Annotated in this window: 19 protein-coding genes and 1 riboswitch; of the genes, 10 read left to right on the top strand and 9 right to left on the bottom strand. The window is 63.0% G+C overall.

Going from position 1 to position 17,986, the window contains the following annotated elements; genetic code table 11:
* The first annotated feature begins 20 nt into the window (after window positions 1-20).
* A complete protein-coding gene (locus BMY67_RS07500) occupies window positions 21-767 on the top strand; it encodes a TrmH family RNA methyltransferase (protein ID WP_092770081.1) in 747 nt (248 codons plus the stop codon).
* Window positions 768-856: 89 nt separating this feature from the next.
* Here BMY67_RS07500 and BMY67_RS07505 read toward each other — a convergent pair whose 3' ends face one another.
* The 4 genes from BMY67_RS07505 to BMY67_RS07520 all read right to left on the bottom strand — a co-directional run bounded on the left by BMY67_RS07505 (window position 857) and on the right by BMY67_RS07520 (window position 4,275).
* A complete protein-coding gene (locus BMY67_RS07505; protein ID WP_092770083.1) occupies window positions 857-2,032 on the bottom strand; it encodes an outer membrane beta-barrel protein in 1,176 nt (391 codons plus the stop codon).
* A 122-nt stretch (window positions 2,033-2,154) separates the two neighbouring features.
* Window positions 2,155-3,036, bottom strand: coding sequence for a hypothetical protein (locus BMY67_RS07510; RefSeq protein ID WP_092770085.1), 882 nt, complete (start codon window positions 3,034-3,036; stop codon window positions 2,155-2,157).
* The gene (locus BMY67_RS07515) at window positions 3,017-3,604 is read right to left on the bottom strand and encodes an RNA polymerase sigma factor (RefSeq protein ID WP_092770087.1); all 588 of its coding nucleotides are present in this window, start codon (window positions 3,602-3,604) and stop codon (window positions 3,017-3,019) included. Before BMY67_RS07515 ends, BMY67_RS07510 begins: the two co-directional genes overlap by 20 nt.
* A 311-nt stretch (window positions 3,605-3,915) precedes the next feature.
* Window positions 3,916-4,275 (bottom strand): CoA-binding protein, encoded by a 360-nt coding sequence (locus BMY67_RS07520; protein WP_092770089.1) that lies wholly within the window; start codon window positions 4,273-4,275, stop codon window positions 3,916-3,918.
* 415 nt (window positions 4,276-4,690) lie between these two features.
* On the opposite strand from BMY67_RS07520, the gene BMY67_RS18865 reads away from it, so the two are divergent.
* Window positions 4,691-5,377: a hypothetical protein gene (locus tag BMY67_RS18865; RefSeq protein WP_143069733.1), complete on the top strand. Its 687-nt coding sequence runs from the start codon at window positions 4,691-4,693 to the stop codon at window positions 5,375-5,377.
* 300 nt (window positions 5,378-5,677) lie between these two features.
* Here BMY67_RS18865 and BMY67_RS07525 read toward each other — a convergent pair whose 3' ends face one another.
* Window positions 5,678-7,267 (bottom strand): NAD(P)/FAD-dependent oxidoreductase, encoded by a 1,590-nt coding sequence (locus tag BMY67_RS07525; RefSeq protein ID WP_092770091.1) that lies wholly within the window; start codon window positions 7,265-7,267, stop codon window positions 5,678-5,680.
* A gap of 58 nt (window positions 7,268-7,325) precedes the next feature.
* Window positions 7,326-7,742, bottom strand: a complete 417-nt coding sequence (locus tag BMY67_RS07530; RefSeq protein ID WP_092770093.1) for an acyl-CoA thioesterase — start codon at window positions 7,740-7,742, stop codon at window positions 7,326-7,328.
* Between the two features lie 206 nt (window positions 7,743-7,948).
* Window positions 7,949-8,157, bottom strand: a riboswitch (cobalamin riboswitch).
* Window positions 8,158-8,322: 165 nt separating this feature from the next.
* Between BMY67_RS07530 and BMY67_RS07535 the strand changes: the two genes are divergently transcribed.
* The gene (locus tag BMY67_RS07535) at window positions 8,323-8,889 is read left to right on the top strand and encodes a DUF2911 domain-containing protein (protein WP_092770095.1); all 567 of its coding nucleotides are present in this window, start codon (window positions 8,323-8,325) and stop codon (window positions 8,887-8,889) included.
* 16 nt (window positions 8,890-8,905) lie between these two features.
* Here the strand turns inward: BMY67_RS07535 and BMY67_RS07540 are convergent, their stop codons facing one another.
* The 3 genes from BMY67_RS07540 to BMY67_RS07550 form a co-directional block, all read right to left on the bottom strand.
* Window positions 8,906-9,730, bottom strand: coding sequence for a M23 family metallopeptidase (locus tag BMY67_RS07540; RefSeq protein ID WP_092770097.1), 825 nt, complete (start codon window positions 9,728-9,730; stop codon window positions 8,906-8,908).
* Window positions 9,731-9,875: 145 nt separating this feature from the next.
* Window positions 9,876-10,235 carry a hypothetical protein gene (locus BMY67_RS07545; RefSeq protein ID WP_143069734.1) on the bottom strand — a complete coding sequence of 120 codons (360 nt, stop codon included), beginning with the start codon at window positions 10,233-10,235 and terminating at the stop codon, window positions 9,876-9,878.
* Between the two features lie 51 nt (window positions 10,236-10,286).
* Window positions 10,287-11,273 (bottom strand): tryptophan 2,3-dioxygenase family protein, encoded by a 987-nt coding sequence (locus BMY67_RS07550; protein ID WP_092770101.1) that lies wholly within the window; start codon window positions 11,271-11,273, stop codon window positions 10,287-10,289.
* 213 nt (window positions 11,274-11,486) lie between these two features.
* On the opposite strand from BMY67_RS07550, the gene sdaAB reads away from it, so the two are divergent.
* The 7 genes from sdaAB (at window position 11,487) to BMY67_RS07585 (ending at window position 17,961) form a co-directional block, all read left to right on the top strand.
* On the top strand, window positions 11,487-12,167 hold the full coding sequence (gene sdaAB / locus BMY67_RS07555) for an L-serine ammonia-lyase, iron-sulfur-dependent subunit beta (RefSeq protein ID WP_092770103.1): 681 nt from the start codon (window positions 11,487-11,489) through the stop codon (window positions 12,165-12,167).
* Between the two features lie 172 nt (window positions 12,168-12,339).
* Window positions 12,340-13,863 carry a TolC family protein gene (locus BMY67_RS07560; protein ID WP_092770105.1) on the top strand — a complete coding sequence of 508 codons (1,524 nt, stop codon included), beginning with the start codon at window positions 12,340-12,342 and terminating at the stop codon, window positions 13,861-13,863.
* Window positions 13,864-13,987: 124 nt separating this feature from the next.
* Complete coding sequence (locus BMY67_RS07565) at window positions 13,988-15,376, top strand: efflux RND transporter periplasmic adaptor subunit (RefSeq protein ID WP_092770107.1); 1,389 nt, start codon at window positions 13,988-13,990, stop codon at window positions 15,374-15,376.
* 140 nt (window positions 15,377-15,516) lie between these two features.
* Window positions 15,517-16,506 (top strand): NAD(P)H-dependent glycerol-3-phosphate dehydrogenase, encoded by a 990-nt coding sequence (locus BMY67_RS07570; protein ID WP_245744946.1) that lies wholly within the window; start codon window positions 15,517-15,519, stop codon window positions 16,504-16,506.
* A 301-nt stretch (window positions 16,507-16,807) separates the two neighbouring features.
* The gene (locus BMY67_RS07575) at window positions 16,808-17,011 is read left to right on the top strand and encodes a hypothetical protein (RefSeq protein ID WP_143069735.1); all 204 of its coding nucleotides are present in this window, start codon (window positions 16,808-16,810) and stop codon (window positions 17,009-17,011) included.
* 22 nt (window positions 17,012-17,033) lie between these two features.
* Window positions 17,034-17,519 carry a DUF4259 domain-containing protein gene (locus BMY67_RS07580; RefSeq protein WP_092770111.1) on the top strand — a complete coding sequence of 162 codons (486 nt, stop codon included), beginning with the start codon at window positions 17,034-17,036 and terminating at the stop codon, window positions 17,517-17,519.
* A gap of 1 nt (window position 17,520) precedes the next feature.
* On the top strand, window positions 17,521-17,961 hold the full coding sequence (locus BMY67_RS07585; RefSeq protein ID WP_092770113.1) for an EamA family transporter: 441 nt from the start codon (window positions 17,521-17,523) through the stop codon (window positions 17,959-17,961).
* The last annotated feature ends 25 nt before the right edge of the window (window positions 17,962-17,986 follow it).

Below are 17,986 nucleotides of genomic sequence, written 5' to 3' on the forward strand. Positions count from 1 at the left end.
CGGGGTTTCAAAAGGTGCCAATGGTTTCAAAAGCAGTAGCGAAATACGTGCACGCGCTGCACCTAAAGAAGTACCGCACCCGCCACGGCGCTTTCCTGGTGGAAGGTGGCAAGAGCGTGCGCGAGCTGCTAAGTTCCGGGATTCTGACCGAACGGCTGATAGCGACGCCCGAATTTGCCGATAAAATTGCCGCCGAGCTGCCCGCCACCGTCCCGCTCGACCTGGTTTCCGAGGGCGAGCTGACCCGCCTCAGCTCGCTGAGCACCAACAACACGGCCCTGGCCGTGGCCCGCCTGCCCGCCGAGCCGCCCCTGCACCCGGCCCCCAACCAGCTGCTGCTGGCCCTCGACGACGTGCGCGACCCCGGCAACGTGGGCACGCTCATCCGCCTGGCCGACTGGTACGGCCTGGCCGGCGTAGTCTGCTCCGAGAATTGCGCCGACCCCTGGGCCCCCAAGACGGTGGTGGCCACCATGGGCTCGTTCACCCGCGTGCCCGTCTGGCAGCGCGACTTGCCCGCCTGGCTGGCCACGCTGCCCGTCGGGCTGCCCGTGTACGGCGCCGACCTGCACGGCGACAACGTGCACCGCCTCACGCTGCAACCCAGCGGCGTGCTCATCATGGGCTCCGAAAGCCACGGTCTCACACCGCCCGTCGAGGCCTGCCTCACCCAGCGCCTGCACATTCCCGGCCGCGGCCAGGCCGAGAGCCTCAACGTAGCCGTGTCGGCTGCCATTCTGCTCGACAACTTCTTTCGAAACAGTTGAGGGTTGAGTTGAACAGTAAAAATGGCCACCTGAACGTCCTGTGTAAGGACAGTTCAGGTGGCCGTTTTTGCTGTGGAGCTTTTAACTTTCTATTGCAGAATCGAGAGGCCGAAGCTGATGGTGTTGGCCTGGGGGCCGCGGTTATCTTTGAACGTGTGGTTGAGGTTGTACTTGGCAAACAGGTCGATGCTGCGGATGCCGATGGTGCCCTGCACGCCGTACTGGAAGTCGGTGAGGTTGTAGCTGCCGCGGTCCTTGTCTTTCTTGGTGTTGCCGTCCTCCTCGTACTTGAGCTTGGTGTGCGAGCCCAGCCGGTAGCCTACAAACCCGCCGGCCCCGATGCGGAAGCTGTCTTTGCCCTCTTTGTCCCGGAAGCTGAGCATGGGCATCAGCGGCAGGTTGAGGCTGGAAACCGCCAGCTTGCTTTTCTCCAGATTACGGCCGGCTTCGGCGGGTTTTTGCAGCACCGTCACGTCCGGCTGGTTCACGCCCTTCTGGTTTACGAACTGGTAGTTGTTGTCGAGCATGTAGTTGTTGAAGGCCAGTTCGGGGCCGGTACGCAGGTAGAGGGGCGAACCCTTGCGGCCCAGCCGGATATCGTAGTGCCAGTTGAGGCTGATGTAGCGCGAGGCCACGGGCCGCAGGTCCAGCGAGTTGCCGTTGATGTCGCGCTGCTTGTTGGTCAGCGCGTTCAAACCCAGGTCGATATCGAAGTTGCTGTGCACGGCCCGGTTGGCCCTTTCTTCCTGCTTGGCCTTGCGCTCGGCCGTCCGGATCGAGTCGGACTTGGCCGACGAGCCCACCCGCACCGACACCCGGTCGTTGCCGTCGGTGTTGCTTTCCTCCACTGTCACGCCAAACACCCGGCCCACGCTCACGTCCACCCGGTCGCCCTTTTTGGCGGGCCGGTCGGTGGTCTGGTCGTTGTGCATCGTGATGCGGATTTGCTCGGGCACCTTCTTGCCGGGCTGGTCTTTAGCGGGGTAGAACTCCATCGTCACCTGCTCGGAAGTGGAGTTTTTGCTGGCCTTTTCGGCCTGGGCAATGTAGGTGTCGAGCAGCACCATGAGCGAGTCGAGCTTGTAGTTGCGCAGCTCGCGCAGCTGGGCCCGGTCTTTCACATACAGCGTCATCGTGGCCTGGTTGGGCAGGCGCACCACAATAGTGTCGTCGTTCAGGGGGGCGTTCAGGGCGCGGGCCGAGCCGGTCGTCGAAACCAGGGCCAGCAGCATCGTCAGCAGCGGAAGCAGGAGGAAGCGTTTCATGGGAGTTAGGTTTTAGGGCTTAGGGACTTAGGGCTTAGTTTTCGAGGATTTATGGCGAATTCGAATAGGTTGAATCCTACTCTCTTCTAAGCCCTAAACCCTAAGTCCCTAAGACCTGTCATCTATAGTTGAATGGTTTTAGTGAGGGTGCGGCCGGCCAGGCGGGCCTGTACGGTTACCGTTTCGGGCAGACCGGCGGCGGTCAGGCTCACCGGCTCGCCCTGCACCACATTGCGCACTTGCCGCAGCACGGCCACCAGACCGCGGCGGCGGGCAGGCGTCTCCGCCATGGGGGCATCATAAGCGGGCCGGACTTCCACCTCAATGGGGCCGGTAAGGGCCGCCGTGGCGGTGGGCAGGGCGGCGGGCCGCTGCTGGGCTACCCATTTAGGCTCGGGCAGTTCGGGCGTGGTGGCGGCCAGGGCCGTTACCGAGGCCGGCTCGTTTGCCGGCAGATGTGAAGCAACCGTTGCCGAACTGGTCGGGGGCCGGCGGTCGGCGGCCGGACCGGGTTGTACACCCCCGGGCCGGGCCGCCGCAGCGCGAACCGTAGTGGCCACTAAGGCGGCCGGCCCGGAGGCCGAAACGGTGGCAGTTGCTTCTGAGGGGCCAGATGGGGCAGCTGCCTCCGGCGTTGCCTGGGCCGTATTATTTTTTTCAGCGGCGGCCAAAAGTTCCTGCTGGTCAGCCGTATTTGTTTCGGCCGCGACCTCACCGGCTGCCGATGTGCCGGGGGCCGACCCGCGGGCGGGCTCCGGGGCGGGTGTCGTAGCGGCCAGCTCGGGCCGGGCCGCGGGGCCCGAGCCGCCACCCAGCAGCAGCCAGCCGGCCGCGCCCAGCAGCACCAGCAGCGCCACCGAAGCCGCCGCCAGCCACATCACGGGGCGGCGGCGCTTGGCGGGCTGGATTTCGGCCTCGATTTCGGCCCACACGAAGGCGGGCGGCGTGGGGGCGTGGCCCGCCAGCCGCTCGCGAAACAGCTTATCAATATCGTCCGGTTGCATACAGTTCTTTCGGTGAGGAGGTGGAAGCGGAGGGGCGGGCCTGGGCATTGGCCACCGCGAGGCGGCGCTGGAGCATACCGCGGGCCTTGCTGAGCTGCGATTTGCTGGTGCCCTCCGAAATGCCCAGCAGCTCCCCGATTTCGGGGTGCGAGTAGCCCTCGAGGGCATACAGGTTGAAAACGGTGCGGTAGCCGGCCGGCAGCCCCGCCAGCAGCGCCAGCATTTCGTCGGCCGAGAGCTGGCTTTCGGCCGTAGCGGCCACGGCCGGCACGTCGTAGGTCAGATCATCAATACCCATATGCAGCGGCTCCTTGCGGCGCAGCATCCCGAGGGCCTCGTTGACGACAATGCGCCGGATCCAGCCCTCGAACGAGCCCTCGTGCCGATACTGGTCGAGGGCGCGGAACACCTTGGTAAAGCCCACAATCAGGGCCTCCTCGGCATCCTCGCGCCTTCGTAGGTAGCGCAGGCACACCGACAGCATCAGGCCCGAAAACTGCTCGTAGAGCTGTTTCTGGGCCCGGCTGCTGCCCTGGCGGCAGGCGGCAATTAACTCGGTTTCCGTCACGGGAGCAGCGTAAAGTTCAGGTCAGAAGCAGTTCGTTTGGGGCGTCAGATGCAAGATAGAAGGTAAGGGTTGCCTGATGGGAAGTAAATTTTTAGCGGTTTGTAATGCACTTGCGCCAAAAGCCCCAGCGGGGCGGCATATCGGTAGCAACAGCACGCAAAAAAAACGCTAAAGCCCCAGCGGGGCGACACAGGCGGCTGAACGGCTCGTGTCGCCCCGCTGGGGCTTTAGCGTTTTGATGGTACTTAATCACTACCGATATGTCGCCCCGCTGGGGCTACCATGCAGTGTCATTAACAGACTCCTTAGAGCTAATACTGTCCGATGCTCAGCAGCACCAGCGTGCAGGCTTCTTCGGTTTGGATGCCGCGCTCCTGGGCCAGCTTTTCCAGCTCGGGGTTTTCGGTGCCGGGGTTGAAGATGATGCGTTTGGGCTTGAGGTCGAGCAGGTAATCGTACCAGCCGGGCTGGTTCTGGGGGCCTACGTAGAGCGTTACCGTGTCCACGCCCTCGGCGGCGGGCCGGTCGTTGCGGATATCGAGGCCGGCCACCTGGCCCTTGCGGATGCCCACCGGCACCACTTCGTGGCCGTGCTGCTTAAGCTGGTGAATGGCCCGGTAGGCGTAGCGGGCGGGGTTGTCGGTGGCACCTAAAACGAGGGTCTTTTTCATGGGGGAGGGAATTGTGGAGGACGGGGCGGGGCGGGAACTGGCCGGACGAATTAGCGGCCGATGCCTGCAAACCAACTAGCCTGTACGCAGGACCGGCCGTAAAGTAGCACGGGGCCGGAACGCTTACCGCTTGCTGAGGCCCCTAAACGCCGCGTCCAGCTGCTCGCGCGAAGCCCGGTGAGCCTGGGCGGCGGAGCTGGAGGCCGCATAGCATTGATCAGACGACCGTTTGGAAAACGTTATAAAGGCTATTTGCGCGCTGTAACGGGGGGACTAGCGCGTGAAAGATCTGCTTATTCGCTTTAATAGTACCAGTCTGCAATATTTGCCCCTTACGCCGTGTGGAATTCAGACGATATTGACATCAACAAACAGATAGTATTCCCACCAACCATCATCTTATTATGCCCCACCTGTGAAAACCCACTACTCTTTTCTGCTCCTATTCGCTATTGGCCTAACAGGTTGTGCGGTGAATGGTACCCTACCATCCGGTCGCTATTTGGAAACGCGCGGCCCGAGAGTTAGCTTATTTTCCTCCAAGGAATTGCGTCTCTTTCCTAACTGTCAGTTTGAGTACACTCAGTGGACCGATATGGTGGGCGTTGGACCACAAGGTAGGGGTAAGTATACCTTGCGGGGGCAGCAACTGCATTTGGTCTTTAATGGACAGTCGTTGGAACAGCTACCTTCCATCCAGACACATCTTTTACTGACTCAACCGGATTCAGATTCGGTGACCGTGAGCGTGGACCTACGAGTTGAAAAAGAGGCGGCCGATGGTCTGACGGTGTTGGCCTTTGATGAGACGGGCCGAACGCTCACTGCTGCCTCAAGTAATCAGGCTGGCCAGGCTCATTTACGCCTAGCTCGTACGCAACGTCCGCACCACTTTACCATTACGGGCATTGGCTTTCAGAGCGTAAAGCAACCTTGGCCACTTAATTCCTCTGAGTATAACGTACAACTCGCTGCTAAACTAGGCCCTGCTCACAAAGCAGGAGAAACGATTTCCTTCCGAGTACTTCAACAGTCGGCGGCTAAACTGGTGCTACGCCAAGGTGCCGATACAATTACATTAGCCGCAACCTCACGCCCATAAAACTGCGTGAATCCTTCTTGCCACAAAGAGACAACGTAGAAAAATGCCATCTCAATAACTTTGGAGAAATGATGTTAAAACCACTACTTTCTCAAGACTGCTCCGATAACCGCTTTTATGTAAAAGGACGATTCTCAGACGAAGGCGGGCGAATTAGCACTTCCTCACTACCCCTAAAATCCTGCCGCAAGAAATTAGGTTTATCGGAGTCAGCGCGGAGCCAGCGAAGCATCAGTAAAAGAGTAAATAGAAATAGCAAAGCTGCCTGCCACCGGCAAAGGGCCGCCCAGCCACGTTCCACTAAGCCCCCACAACGGCCCGCACGGCCTCGGCGCACCGCTCGCCGTCCATGGCGGCCGAAACGATGCCGCCAGCGTAGCCCGCCCCTTCGCCGCACGGAAACAGGCCCCGCAGCACCGGGTGCTCCAGCGTATCCCGGTCGCGGGGGATGCGCACGGGCGAGGAGGTGCGGCTTTCCACGCCCACAATCTGGGCCACGTTGGTGGCGTAGCCGGGTATTTTTCGGCCGAAGTTGGCAAAGCCCTGGCGCAGCCGCTCGGCCAGCGTCGCGCCCAGCACCTCATCCATAGCCACCGACACCAGACCGGGCTGATAGCTGGTTTCCAGCAGCTGGCTGGAGGTTTTCTTCTTCAGAAAGTCGCCCAATAATTGGGCTGGAGCCTTCTGGGAGTTGCCGGCCAGCTGACAGGCGCGCTGCTCAATTTGCTGCTGCAGGTGCAGGCCGGCCAGCGGGCCGTGCTGGCGCAGGTCCATGTCGCGCAGCTCCACGGCGGCCACGATGCCGGAATTGGCGAACCGGGAGTCGCGGCGGCTGGGGCTCATGCCGTTCACCACCACCTCGCCGGGGGCCGTGGCGGCAGGCACAATAAAGCCGCCCGGGCACATGCAGAACGAAAACACGCCCCGCTGCTCGTTATCCACCTGGGTCTGGTGCACCAGCGCGTACGAAGCGGCCGGCAGCGGTCCGCGGTCGGGGCGGCGGTACTGGGCCTGGTCGATGAGCTGCTGGGGATGCTCGACGCGCACGCCGAGCGCGAAGGGCTTGGCCTCGATGAGCACGCCCCGGCGGTGCAGCAGCTCGTAGATGTCGCGGGCCGAGTGGCCGGTGGCCAGAATCACGGCGTCGGCCGTCAGCTCCTCGCCGGTGGCCGTTACCACGCCGTGCAAGCGGTTTTCGGTGATGAGCAGGTCATCGACCCTCGTTCCAAACAGCACCTGCCCGCCGGCCTCCCGCACCGAGTCGCGCAGGGCGGCCACCACGGCCGGCAGCTTGTTGGTGCCGATGTGGGGGTGGGCATCGACCAATATATCGGGCGTGGCGCCGTGCTGCACCAGCAGCCGCAGAATGCGCTGCACGTCGCCGCGCTTGGTGGCCCGGGTGTAGAGCTTGCCATCCGAATACGTGCCGGCCCCGCCCTCGCCGAAGCAGTAGTTGGAATCGGGATTGACGAGGTGCTCCTTGTTGATGGCCGCCAGGTCGCGGCGGCGGGTGCGCACGTCCTTGCCGCGCTCCACCACAATGGGCCGGATGCCCAGCTCAATGGCCCGCAGCGCCGCGAACAGCCCCGCCGGCCCGGCCCCCACAATCAGCACCGTGCGCCGGGCCTGGCTGACGTCAGCAAATGTAAACCAGGGCCCGAACAACTCGGCGGGCGGGGCCTGGCGGTAGATATCGGCCCGCAGGCGCACCAGCGGCTGGCGGCCCCGGGCATCCACGGAGCGTTTGCGCAAGTGCACGAAATCGGCCTGGCCGGGCCGCAGGCCGGCGGCGGCCAGCAGGGCCTCGTAGCGGGCCAGCTCGTCGTAGGCCTGTTCGGGGGGCAGCAGCAACTCAATTTCCTGAGCGCTGGAAGCAAGGGGGGAGGACATAAGGCAGGGGAAAGGGAGTTATCCTTTTACCCCGCAAAGATACGCGCCCGCGGCCGGCCTACGCTACCGGCTCCGGCCGCATTTCGGCGGGCAGAATGGCCACCGGGCGCTTGTCCTCATCAATGGCCACAAACGTAAACAGGCCCGACACGGCCCGGTGGCGGTCTTCGGAGTACATCTGCTCCACAAACAGCTCGACGCGCACCTTGAGGCTGGTGCGGCCCACGTGCTCGACGCGCCCGATGAGCTCGACCAGCGTCCCGCCGGGAATGGGGTGGGTGAAATCGACTTTGTCGGAGGACACCGTCACCATTTTCAGGCGCGAAAACCGGGTGGCCGTGATGAAGGCTACCTCATCCATCATATGCAGGGTGGTGCCGCCGAACAGGGTATCGTAGTGGTTGGTGGTGTTGGGGAAAACCGCCTTGAAGATGCGGGTTTCGGCGCGGCTGATTTTTTCGGCGAGCGTGAGCATATGCAGGAAAGGGTAGAAAGGGTGGTGGAAAAAGGTCCTTCCCGGCCCGCTTTTCGGCGCGCCCCTGCTACCCGGTTGTGCCTGCTGCATACTGCGCCCGCCCGCCGACTCCGCCGGAGCCGCTGGCTGCCCGGCCAGGGGCCGGCCGACCGCCCGAAACGGGCCGCCGCAGTACGCAACAAGGCACCCGGGTCGCGGGGCAGCCTCGTCATTACAAGCGGCGGGCAGGTCTCCTGACTCGGGCCCGCCTCCCCGCCCTTCTCACCCGGCTAAGCAGGCAATGGGCCAGGTGGGGAGGCGTTGGCGGCGCCGTAGCGGCCGGCCCTCACAGTAGCGCGTCTGTCCGGGAGTTGCACCCGGTTCCCTTTTAAGGCCCCGCCCGAAAGCCAAGGCCACCAACCGCTCATCTGACCTGAAAAACAGACAGAGAACGGGGCGAAGGTAGGAGGAAATCGGCTGGCCCGACCGGTCCGGTGGCGGGCGCGAGCAACCAATCGGCCAACTTGGGGTATACTTATTGCTGCAAGCAGAACCGTCGGCCACTGGGGCCGGCACCCCGCGTTTCACCCGACTGCCTTCTATGCCCGCCATTTGTATGCCTTCCGGGCGGATTTTTCTGACCTCACTGCGCCTCCCGGCACTGGGGCTGGCCCTGCTGCTGGCGGCCTGCTCGGAGTCCGATACTCCGGCCGGCGCCGAAAAAACCGCCCGCCCCAGCCCTGCTGCCACCGTGTCGGCCACGGTGGCCGGCGGGGCTACGTTCAGCATCCGTTACAGCCGCCCCTCGGCCAATGAGCGCAAAGTAATGGGCGGGCTCGTGCCCTACGGCCAGGTGTGGCGCACGGGGGCCAACGAGGCCACCACGTTCACCGTCGACCGGCCCGTGCGGGTGCAGGGCCGCCCGCTGCCGGCCGGCAAGTACGCCCTGTTCACCATCCCGCAGGAAAAGGAGTGGACCATCATTTTCAACAGCCAGCCCAACCAGTGGGGGGCGTATGAGTACGACGCCACCCGCGACACGCTGCGCGTGCCGGCCCCGGTTTCGGCGCTGGACCGCCGCCTCGAACAGTTCACCATCACGGCCGACAAGTCGGGGGAAGTAAGCCTGGGCTGGGAAAATACCCGGGCCACATTTAAAGTAGAGTAGCCTCCGGGTTTTCGGCTTACCGGCCGTAGCTCGTGCCGGACACTAACTCGGCCAGGGGCTGGCCGTTGATGCTGAAGGTAACCGGCACCGATACCGACATTGGCTCGCCGGGTACATCGACCTGAAAATGCAGGTGCGGCCCCGATGACCAGCCCGTGTTGCCGCTGTGGCCCAGCGGCTGGCCCGCCGCCACGCGCTGCCCTACTTCTACCAGGCTGCCATGGAGGCGCAGGTGCACGTATTTGGCAAAGCTGCCGTCGTCATGAAAAATGGTGATGTAGTTGCCCTGGTCGGCGCAGTCGCGGGTGAGGCAGCCCGTGTCCGAATCCTGCTTAACCTGGCTGACAATGCCGGCCCGCGCGGCGCATACCACCGTGCCTTCGGGCATCGAGAAATCGAAGGCGTACTTACCGGCGTGCGAGAAAGGGCCATTATTGCCCTGTATCAGCCGGTAGGGCTGGCCCGCCTCGAAGGGCAGTTGGTAAACGAAGCCGCGGCCCGTGGGCGGGGCCAGCGTGTTGCCCAGGTAGGTGTTGTACTCGGAGCGGTATTGAAAGCGCTGGCCGGGGCTGGGCGTGAGGCGGACGAGTACCACTTTCTTCTTGCCCGGCTCCACCACTTTACGGATCGGTAGCTTGGCGCTGGGGTACATGTTCAACAGGTCAAAGTTGATCAGTACGGTGTAGGGCACGGCCGTGGTATTGCGCGCCTCAACCAATACGGCATCGGGGTATTTGGTCGTCGTTATTTCAACGGGCCCCGGATTGCTCTGGCTCCAGCCCAGGTGGCTGGCAAGAAGTAGAAGGGGTAGAACTAACCGGTGGCGCGAAGCAGGTAGCATAGCTATAAGAGGTTTGGGCAGCAAGATAGCCGCAGATCAGATACGACCTGCGGCTATCAGCCAAATCCTGCTCCAGCTTAACCAGCAGTCCTCACTTCATCATCAGTGCAGCTCATCAGTGCAGCTATAGCAGCGCAGCAGCTGCCTATTTGGTTGGATGAAAAGCAGAAAACTGATGCGTTTCTAAATCAAACGTGCACGCCGTGTCATAGGGGCTGAATTCGCTGCTGTGCAATACGACTGTTTGGTAGCGCTTACCCTGAACGAACCATACGGCATATACTCCTGCCACTTCCTGTTTTAGCCTGGGCATAGCGGGGCAGGCTTTCCCGGAGCCATCCGCCTGGTAGAGGCACAGGTTGTTACTACCACTTTCGCGGATATCGGACTGCACCAATACCTCATCCAGGTAGTGCACGTGGTGAGCATGCACTTCGTATTGGAAGTGCAGCGCTACTTCGCGCCCGGCGTTTTTCCACGAAACAGTCCGTTGGTCGGGGCTCACGCGGAAGTGGCTGATCATCCTGCGGCACTAAAAGGCGTAGCGGGCCAGCGCTTACTCGCCGCCCAGCACGCTTTCCACCCAGGCTTTGCCCCAGTCGGCCAGTTCCTGTTCGGTCCAGAGCTGGGGGTAGAAAATGCGGCGCTGGAACTTGGGAGGCAGGTACTGCTGCCAGTTGGTGCCGCCGGTAGCGGCAATCGAGTCGGGGTTGCGCTCGAGGTAGCGCACGGCCGACTTGTAGTGCATCAGGGGCCAGTTGACGTTTACGTTCACATCGAGCTGGCGCATTTGGCGGAGCAGGCGCGGGTGCTGCTGGCCCTCGGGGCCCTCGGGCAGGCGCTGCACCACGGCCCAGAGGTTGCGCTGGGCGTACTGGCGGGCAAACTCGCTGAGCTGGGCGGTGTACTTCTTCTCGAATTCGGTGAGCGTAAGGGCCTTGGCACCGGTTTCGACCACCGTGGCGCCCGATTTCCAGTAGATGCAGCCCAGCAGCTCGTCGTGGGCGGCGGCGTCGCCCAGCAGGCGGCGGCGCTCCTCGGGCACAAGGTTGCTGAGGCTGGTGCTGGCCAGCTCAATCATGCGGTACTGCGCGCTCTGGAAGCCCGAGGCCGGCATGAGCGCCAGCCGGAACTGCAGAAACTGGTGCTTGTCCATGCCGTCGACCATCACGTCGAACGAGTCGATCAGGTTCTCGAAGTAGCGGTTGATGCGGCCCACGCGCAGCGTTACTTCCGCGGCCGTGGGCGCTTGCAGGTCGCCGAGCTGCTCGTACTCGCAGAGGCAGAGCTTGAAATACAGCTCCGTAATCTGGTGGTAGATGATGAAAATCCGCTCGTCGGGAATTTCGGTGCGCGGGCGCTGCAGGCTCAGCAGGGTTTCGAGCTGGATATAGTCCCAGTAGCCGAGGTAGCGGGTGTGGTAGTAGCCTTCGAGGTAGGAGGCCAGGTCCTGGTCGTCGGCGCTGTAGCGCTCCTGCAGGCGTTGGAGCTGCGCGAGTACGGCGGGCGAGAAATCGGTAGGGGCGGGGGCGGGAGTTTCCATAGGCAGGAACAAAGGTAGGATTTATGGAGAAGCTAGGAGATAGAAGCTAGGAGCTAGAAGTGAGAAAGAACGTCATTCGAGCAAAGCCGAAGAAGCTCTACTGCTTCGTTGCAGGTATCGGGGCTCCGGTTGCGGAAGAGATTATTCGGCTTCGCTCAAAACGACATTCCAGCATCTGTCTCCTAACTCCTGGCTTCTCCCTACTTTTACCGCATGGCAGAAAAATCGAGCATTTTTGATATGATTGGGCCGGTGATGATCGGGCCCAGCTCCTCGCATACGGCGGGCGTGGTGCGCATTGCCCGGGCCGCTATCCGCATTCTGGGCTCCGTGCCGACGCACGCCGTCATCACGTTCTACAACTCGTTTGCCCGCACCTACGAGGGCCACGGCTCCGACCGCGCCATCGTGGCCGGGCTGCTGGGCATGAACACCGACGACGTGCGCATCCGCGAAGCCTTCGACCATGCCCAGGCGGCCGGCCTGAGCTACACCTTCCAGGGCGTGGGCAACGCCTCGACCATGCACCCGAACACCATAAGGCTGCAGCTGCGCGACGAGCGCACCGGCGGGGCCGTGGAGGTGGTGGGCCAGAGCCGGGGCGGCGGCGTTATCCGCATCGTGGAGGTCGATGGCTTTCCGGCCGATTTCTCGGGCTCGCTGCACACGCTCATTATCGATGCCGACGACGAAGTAGGCTCCATTGCCTTCATTGCCTCCGTCATCTCGCGCGACGACTGCAACATTGCCACCATGTCGGTTTCGCGGCGGGGCAAGCACGAGGCGGCCCGGCAATTCATCGAAATGGACTCCGACCTGCGCCCCAGCACGCTCGACTACCTGCGCCAGCTGCGCTGGGTGCACCGCGTGATTGATATTACGGCCCTTGACTAACCGCTAACCGCTAACAACAAGGTATTAAAGGCCGGCTACGGCGCGTTGGTTGATTGGTTTGGTCGATATAGCGGGCAATCAATACCTTTGGCCCAACGGCTTCGGGCCGGGGCCCGCAGGCCGCGCCGGGTTGTAGTTCGCTTTTTGCCTTCCTCCTTTATCCTGTTTGTTTATGAAGCGTTTCTACTGGCTCTTGCTGAGTGCCGCCGCCGTGGCCCCACTGGTGGCCCGGGCCCAGACTACGCCGACGCAGCCGCCCGCCGGCGCGCTGGCGGCCCCGGCCCCCACCGGCCCCTGGAGCCTGCAGGCGGCCGTCGACTATGCCCTGACCCACAACCTGAACGTGCGCCAGAGCCAGCTGCAGGCCCAAAACGTTGATGCGGCGCTGTTGCAGAGCCGCGCCGCCCTGCTGCCCTCGGCCAACCTCAACGGCAACCAGAACTGGAACTACGGTACCAACATCAACCCGCTGACCAACGTCTTTCAGAACCAGACCACGCGCACCAACAACTTCTCGGCCAGTTCGCAGGTAACGCTGTTTGCCGGCTTCCAGCTGCGCAACACCATCCGCCGCAACGTGCTCGACTACCAGGCCGCCCTGAGCGACGTGGAGCAGGCCCGCAACGATTTGTCGCTCAACGTGGCCTCGGCCTACCTGCAGATGCTGCTGGCCCAGGAGCTGGTGCGCACCAATCAGGTGCGCGAGGCCAGCACCCAGCTGCAGGTCGAGCGCAGCCAGAAGCTGCTCAAGGCCGGTTCGGTGGCCGAAGGCAACGTGCTCGACAGCCAGGCCCAGCTGGCTACCGACCAGTTCAACGTCATCACGGCCCAGAACCAGCTGGCTATTGCCAAAATCCAGCTGGCCCAGCTGCTTAATCTGAGCGAGGGCGCCAGCGAGGCGCTGACCATCGAAACGCCCGCGCTGGCCGACCCCACCGAGGGCGCCCTGGCCGATGTGGCGCCGGCCGAAGTGTTCATTACTGCTCAGGCCCGCCAGCCCGAAATAAAGGCCGCCGACCTGCGCGTGCAAAGCAGCATGCGCAGCCTCGACCTGGCCCGCGGCGCCTACTATCCGCGCCTCACGTTCGGGGCCAACATCTTCACCGGCTACTCCTCGCTCTACACCAAGCCCGTTACCAGCCTGGACTCGGCGCGGGCGGTGCTGCCGGTATTTCCGATTGACCCCGTAACGGGCCAGCCGGGCCCTACGCCGGCCCCGTTCGCCGTTTTTACGCCCTACCAGCCCATACTGCGCCGCACTTCCGAAAATGTATCGTTCGGTACCCAGCTCAACAACAACCTGGGTAAGAGCCTGCAATTCAACCTGCAGATTCCGATTCTCAATGGCCTGCAGGCCCGCACCAACGTGCAGCGCGCCAAAATCAATCAGCAGCTGGCCGAGGTACGCGCCGAGCAGGCCCGGCTGGTACTGCGCCAGACCATTGAGCAGGCCTACGCCGACGCGCTGGCCGCCCAGCGCCAGTACCTGGCGTCGAGCCGGCAGGTGGAGGCCCTCACGCTGGCCTACCGCAACGCCGAAATCCGCTTCAACAACGGCCTGCTCAACGGCACCGAGTTCAACATTGCCAAAAACAACCTCACGGCCGCCGAATCGAGCATGATTCAGGCCAAGTACAGCTTCGTGTTCCGCCGCAAAGTCCTCGATTTCTATCAGGGCCGGCCGATTGCTTTGTAGGGTTTAGGGACTTAGGTATTAGGGCTTAGGCTGACGTTCTGACAAGTAAAGAACAGTGTCGCTGAGTCCTGATACTTAAACCCAAAACCCAAAATCTAAGCCCTAACTCCCTAAGCCCTAAAGAATGAAAAAGAATCGTACGCTTTATATCCTGCTGGCCGTGCTGGCGGTGCTGCTCGTCGGTTACGTCGTGGCCAAGAAGCAGGGCTGGATCGGCCAGCCGGCGGGCACCGAGGTGCTGGCGGCTACGGCCGCGCCCACCACCATTGTGGAGAAGGTGAGTGCCTCGGGCAAGGTGCAGCCCGAAACAGAGGTGAAAATCTCGCCCGACGTGTCGGGGGAAATCACGGAGCTGTACGTAGAAGAGGGCGATTCGGTGAAGAAAGGCCAGCTGCTGCTGCGCATCCGGCCCGATAACTACCAGGCCATGGTGAGCCAGCAGAACGCCGTGGTGGGCACCCAGCAGGCCAACGTGGCCCAGACCCGCGCCCGCCTGCAACAACTCATTGCCAGCGCCCGCCAGACCGAGCTGACCTACCGCCGCAATGCCTCGCTCTACAAGCAGAAGGTGATTTCGCAGGCCGACTACGAGGCCAGCAAGGCCGCCTACGATGCCTCGCAGGAGGAAATCAACTCGGCCCGCCAGAGCATCCGCGGCGCCCAGAGCAGCGTGCGCTCGGCCCAGGCCGGCCTGGAGGAAGCCCGCCGCAACCTCGACAAAACCACCATCTATTCGCCCGTCAACGGCACCGTCAGCAAGCTGAATGTGAAAAAAGGCGAGCGGGTAGTGGGCACCAGCCAGATGGCCGGTACCGAAATCATGCGCATTGCCAACCTGCGCGAAATGGAGGTGCGGGTGAGCGTGAATGAAAACGACATCATCAACGTAACCCTAGGCGACTCGGCCGACGTGGAAGTGGACAGCTACGCCAGCCAGGACCAGCGCTTTAAGGGCGTGGTAACCAGCATTGCCAACACGGCCAAAGACGCGCTGACGGCCGAGGCCGTTACCGAGTTCGAAGTGAAAATCCGGCTGCTGCCCACCTCCTACGAGCACCTGCTGCAGGCCAAGCCGGGCCGCCGGGTGGTGCCCTTCCGCCCCGGCATGACGGCCTCGGTCGACGTCATCACCAACCGCAAAAGCAACGTGCTGAGCGTGCCGCTGGCCGCCGTAACCACCCGCACCGACAGCACCAAAACTGCCGGCCCTGCTGCCAAGGACGGCGCCAAAGCCGCCGCGAAAACCGATGCCCCCGCTGCCGGGCTGCAGGCCGCACCCCAGGAAGTGGTTTTCCTGATTCGCAACGGCAAGGCCGTGATGACGCCCGTGAAAACCGGCATCAGCGACTTCCAGAACATCGAAATCCTCAGCGGCATCCAGGCCGGCGACCAGGTGGTGAGCGGACCGTTCCGGGCCGTATCGAAAACCCTGAAAGACGGCGAAGTGGTTGTCATCAAGGACGCCAAAACCCTCAATAAGGAAGCCCTGAAGGAGGACGCGCCGGCCAACTAGGCCGCTTGCTGACCACCTAAACGCCTGTCATTCTGAGGCTGTCGCGCAGCAAGCGGCACACTCGGGATGACAGGTTTTTATTTGCCAACTTACCGGTCTGTTATCCCCTGGGGCACCTCTTACCTAGCACTCACCCAATCTTGGAAAAAATAGCCATGCTCGGCGGCGGCTCCTGGGCCACTGCTCTCACCAAAATTCTGTCGGAAAACGGCAGCCGCGTCCACTGGTGGATGCGCGGCAAAGACGACGTGCAGCACCTGCTGCGCACCCGCCACAACCCGCGCTACCTCTCCTCGGTGGCCCACGACCTGGACCGTGTGCGGCCCACCACCGACCTGAAGGAAGCCGTGGCGGCCGCCGACTGGCTGGTGCTGGCCGTGCCCGCCGCCTTCGTGCAGGGCGCCCTCGACAAGCTCGACCGCGACGCGCTGAAGGGCAAGCGGGTGATTTCGGCCATTAAGGGCATGATTCCGGGCAAAAATGTGCTCGTGACCGACTACGTGGCCGAGCGGTTCCGGCTGCCCCACACCCGCCTGGGCGTGGTGGCCGGCCCCTGCCACGCCGAGGAAGTGGCCCTTGAAAAGCAGAGCTACCTGACCATCGGCTCGCCCGATGCCGAGCTGGCCGAGGACTTCTGCCGGCTGCTGCGCAACCGCTACGTGAAGGCCAACCCCGCCTCCGACCTCGACGGCATCGAGTACTGCGCCGTGATGAAGAACATCATTGCCCTGACCGGCGGTATTGCCCACGGCCTGGGCTACGGCGACAACTTCCAGGCCGTGCTGGTGAGCAACGCGGTGCAGGAAATGCGCCGCTTCGCCCACGCCCTTAACCCCCAGCCCCGCGACCTGTCGGGCTCGGCCTACCTGGGCGATTTGCTGGTAACGGCCTACTCGCAGTTCTCGCGCAACCGCACCTTCGGCAGCATGGTGGGCCGGGGCTACTCGGTCAAATCGGCGCAGCTGGAGATGAACATGATTGCCGAGGGCTACTACGCCGTGAAAAGCATCCACGAAATCAACCGCAAGCTGCAGGTAGCCATGCCCATCACGGCGGCGGCCTATAATATTCTCTACGAGAAGATTGCGCCGGCCATCGAGATTGAGCTGCTGAAGGAGAAGCTGAAGTAAAATGGTGTCACAACGAGGAGCCAGCTGGTGGTACGCGGCGCTAGGAGCCGGCGTAGTATCATTGAGTATTATCGGAGTCGCCTACCTTGGAGCTGATGCTGGTTACTGGCTCCGCTATGGCTCTTTGAAAGGCTGGACTATTTATCCGCCGCTTGGGGCACTGCCCCAAGCGGTAGCTTCGACTCCTGACTACGTTAGCAATATTCGGTACGGCGGTCTGCTGTCGGCGGCAGTAGTAGCTACGGCAATAAGCGGTTTGTGCTGGCTGGTGAGCGTGGCGCGGAGTTGGGGACCGGGTACGTTGCGGCCGCTCCGCTGGCTGCCGCTGGTGCTGGCGCTGCCCGCCGCCGTGCACGCCGGGGCCGACCTGTACCACTTCCACCAGCCTTACGACCCAACTAGCCATCCGCTGCCTAACATCGACTCCCTGCGGGCCGAGCTGCGGGTAATAGATTCGCTGGAAGCCCTGGAGCCCTCTCCAGAGGCCGCTGAATTAAATCAGTAAGGCCACCACAAATAACTCGGCCGTGAAGAAGTCAGCTATTATTTCCTTTTTTGCGCCGCAGTTCATCACCAAACCACCAAAACACCACCGCACCATGGGAGCCTGGGGCTACTATAACTTCGACAACGACACGGCCGCCGACTTTGCCGAAGATTTCAAGGCCGAACCCTCGGCCGGCGTGCTCGAGCAGGTCCTGGCCGCCGTGCAGCAGGCCGCCGACGACTACCTCGACGCCGAAGTGGCCAGCGAGGCGCTGGCCGCGGCCGAAATCGTGGCTGCCATCCTGGGCCGGCCCGCCCGCAACTTCCCCAACGATTTGCTGGGCATCATCCCGCGCCTCGACCTGAGCCACGTCGAGCCCCTGCGCAAGCCCGCCCAGCAGGCCGTACGGGCCATCATCGGGCCCGAATCGGAGCTGCGCGAGCTGTGGGAGGATTCCGACGAGTTTGAGAACTGGGAGGGCCTGCAGCGGCAGCTGCTCAAGCGCCTCGATAAGCCCGGCGCCTAGCGTGGCGGGGGCGGGCAGCTGGCTGTGCCTGGCCATGCTGGCGGCGCTGTGCCTGGCCGGCTACAACTTCTTTATCAAGCTGGCGGCGGGCCATATTGCGGCGGCGGCTGGTGCCGTGGTGCTGCAGCTGGTAGCCGCCGCGCTGGGCGGTATCTGGCTGCTGAGCCTGCACCTGAAGGGCACCCCGCTGCCCATCACGAGCCGGGGCCTGGGCCTGGCCGCGCTGGCGGGCCTGGGCGTGGGCCTGGCCGAAATCATCACGTTCGTGGTGTTCGAGCGGGGCGTACCCGCCTCGGTTGGCACGCCCATTATCGTGGGCGGCTCGGTGCTGCTAACGGCCCTGCTGGGCGTGCTTGTAGCCCGCGAAACGCTGGCCTGGCCCCAGGCGCTGGGGCTGCTGGCCATTGTGGGTGGCGTGGTGCTGCTGGCGAAAGGTGAGTAGTAAAATGGTGAGATGGTGAGTTGAT

It is taken from the genome of Hymenobacter actinosclerus (assembly GCF_900111515.1).
In the GTDB taxonomy this organism is placed as follows: Bacteria; Bacteroidota; Bacteroidia; order Cytophagales; family Hymenobacteraceae; genus Hymenobacter; species Hymenobacter actinosclerus.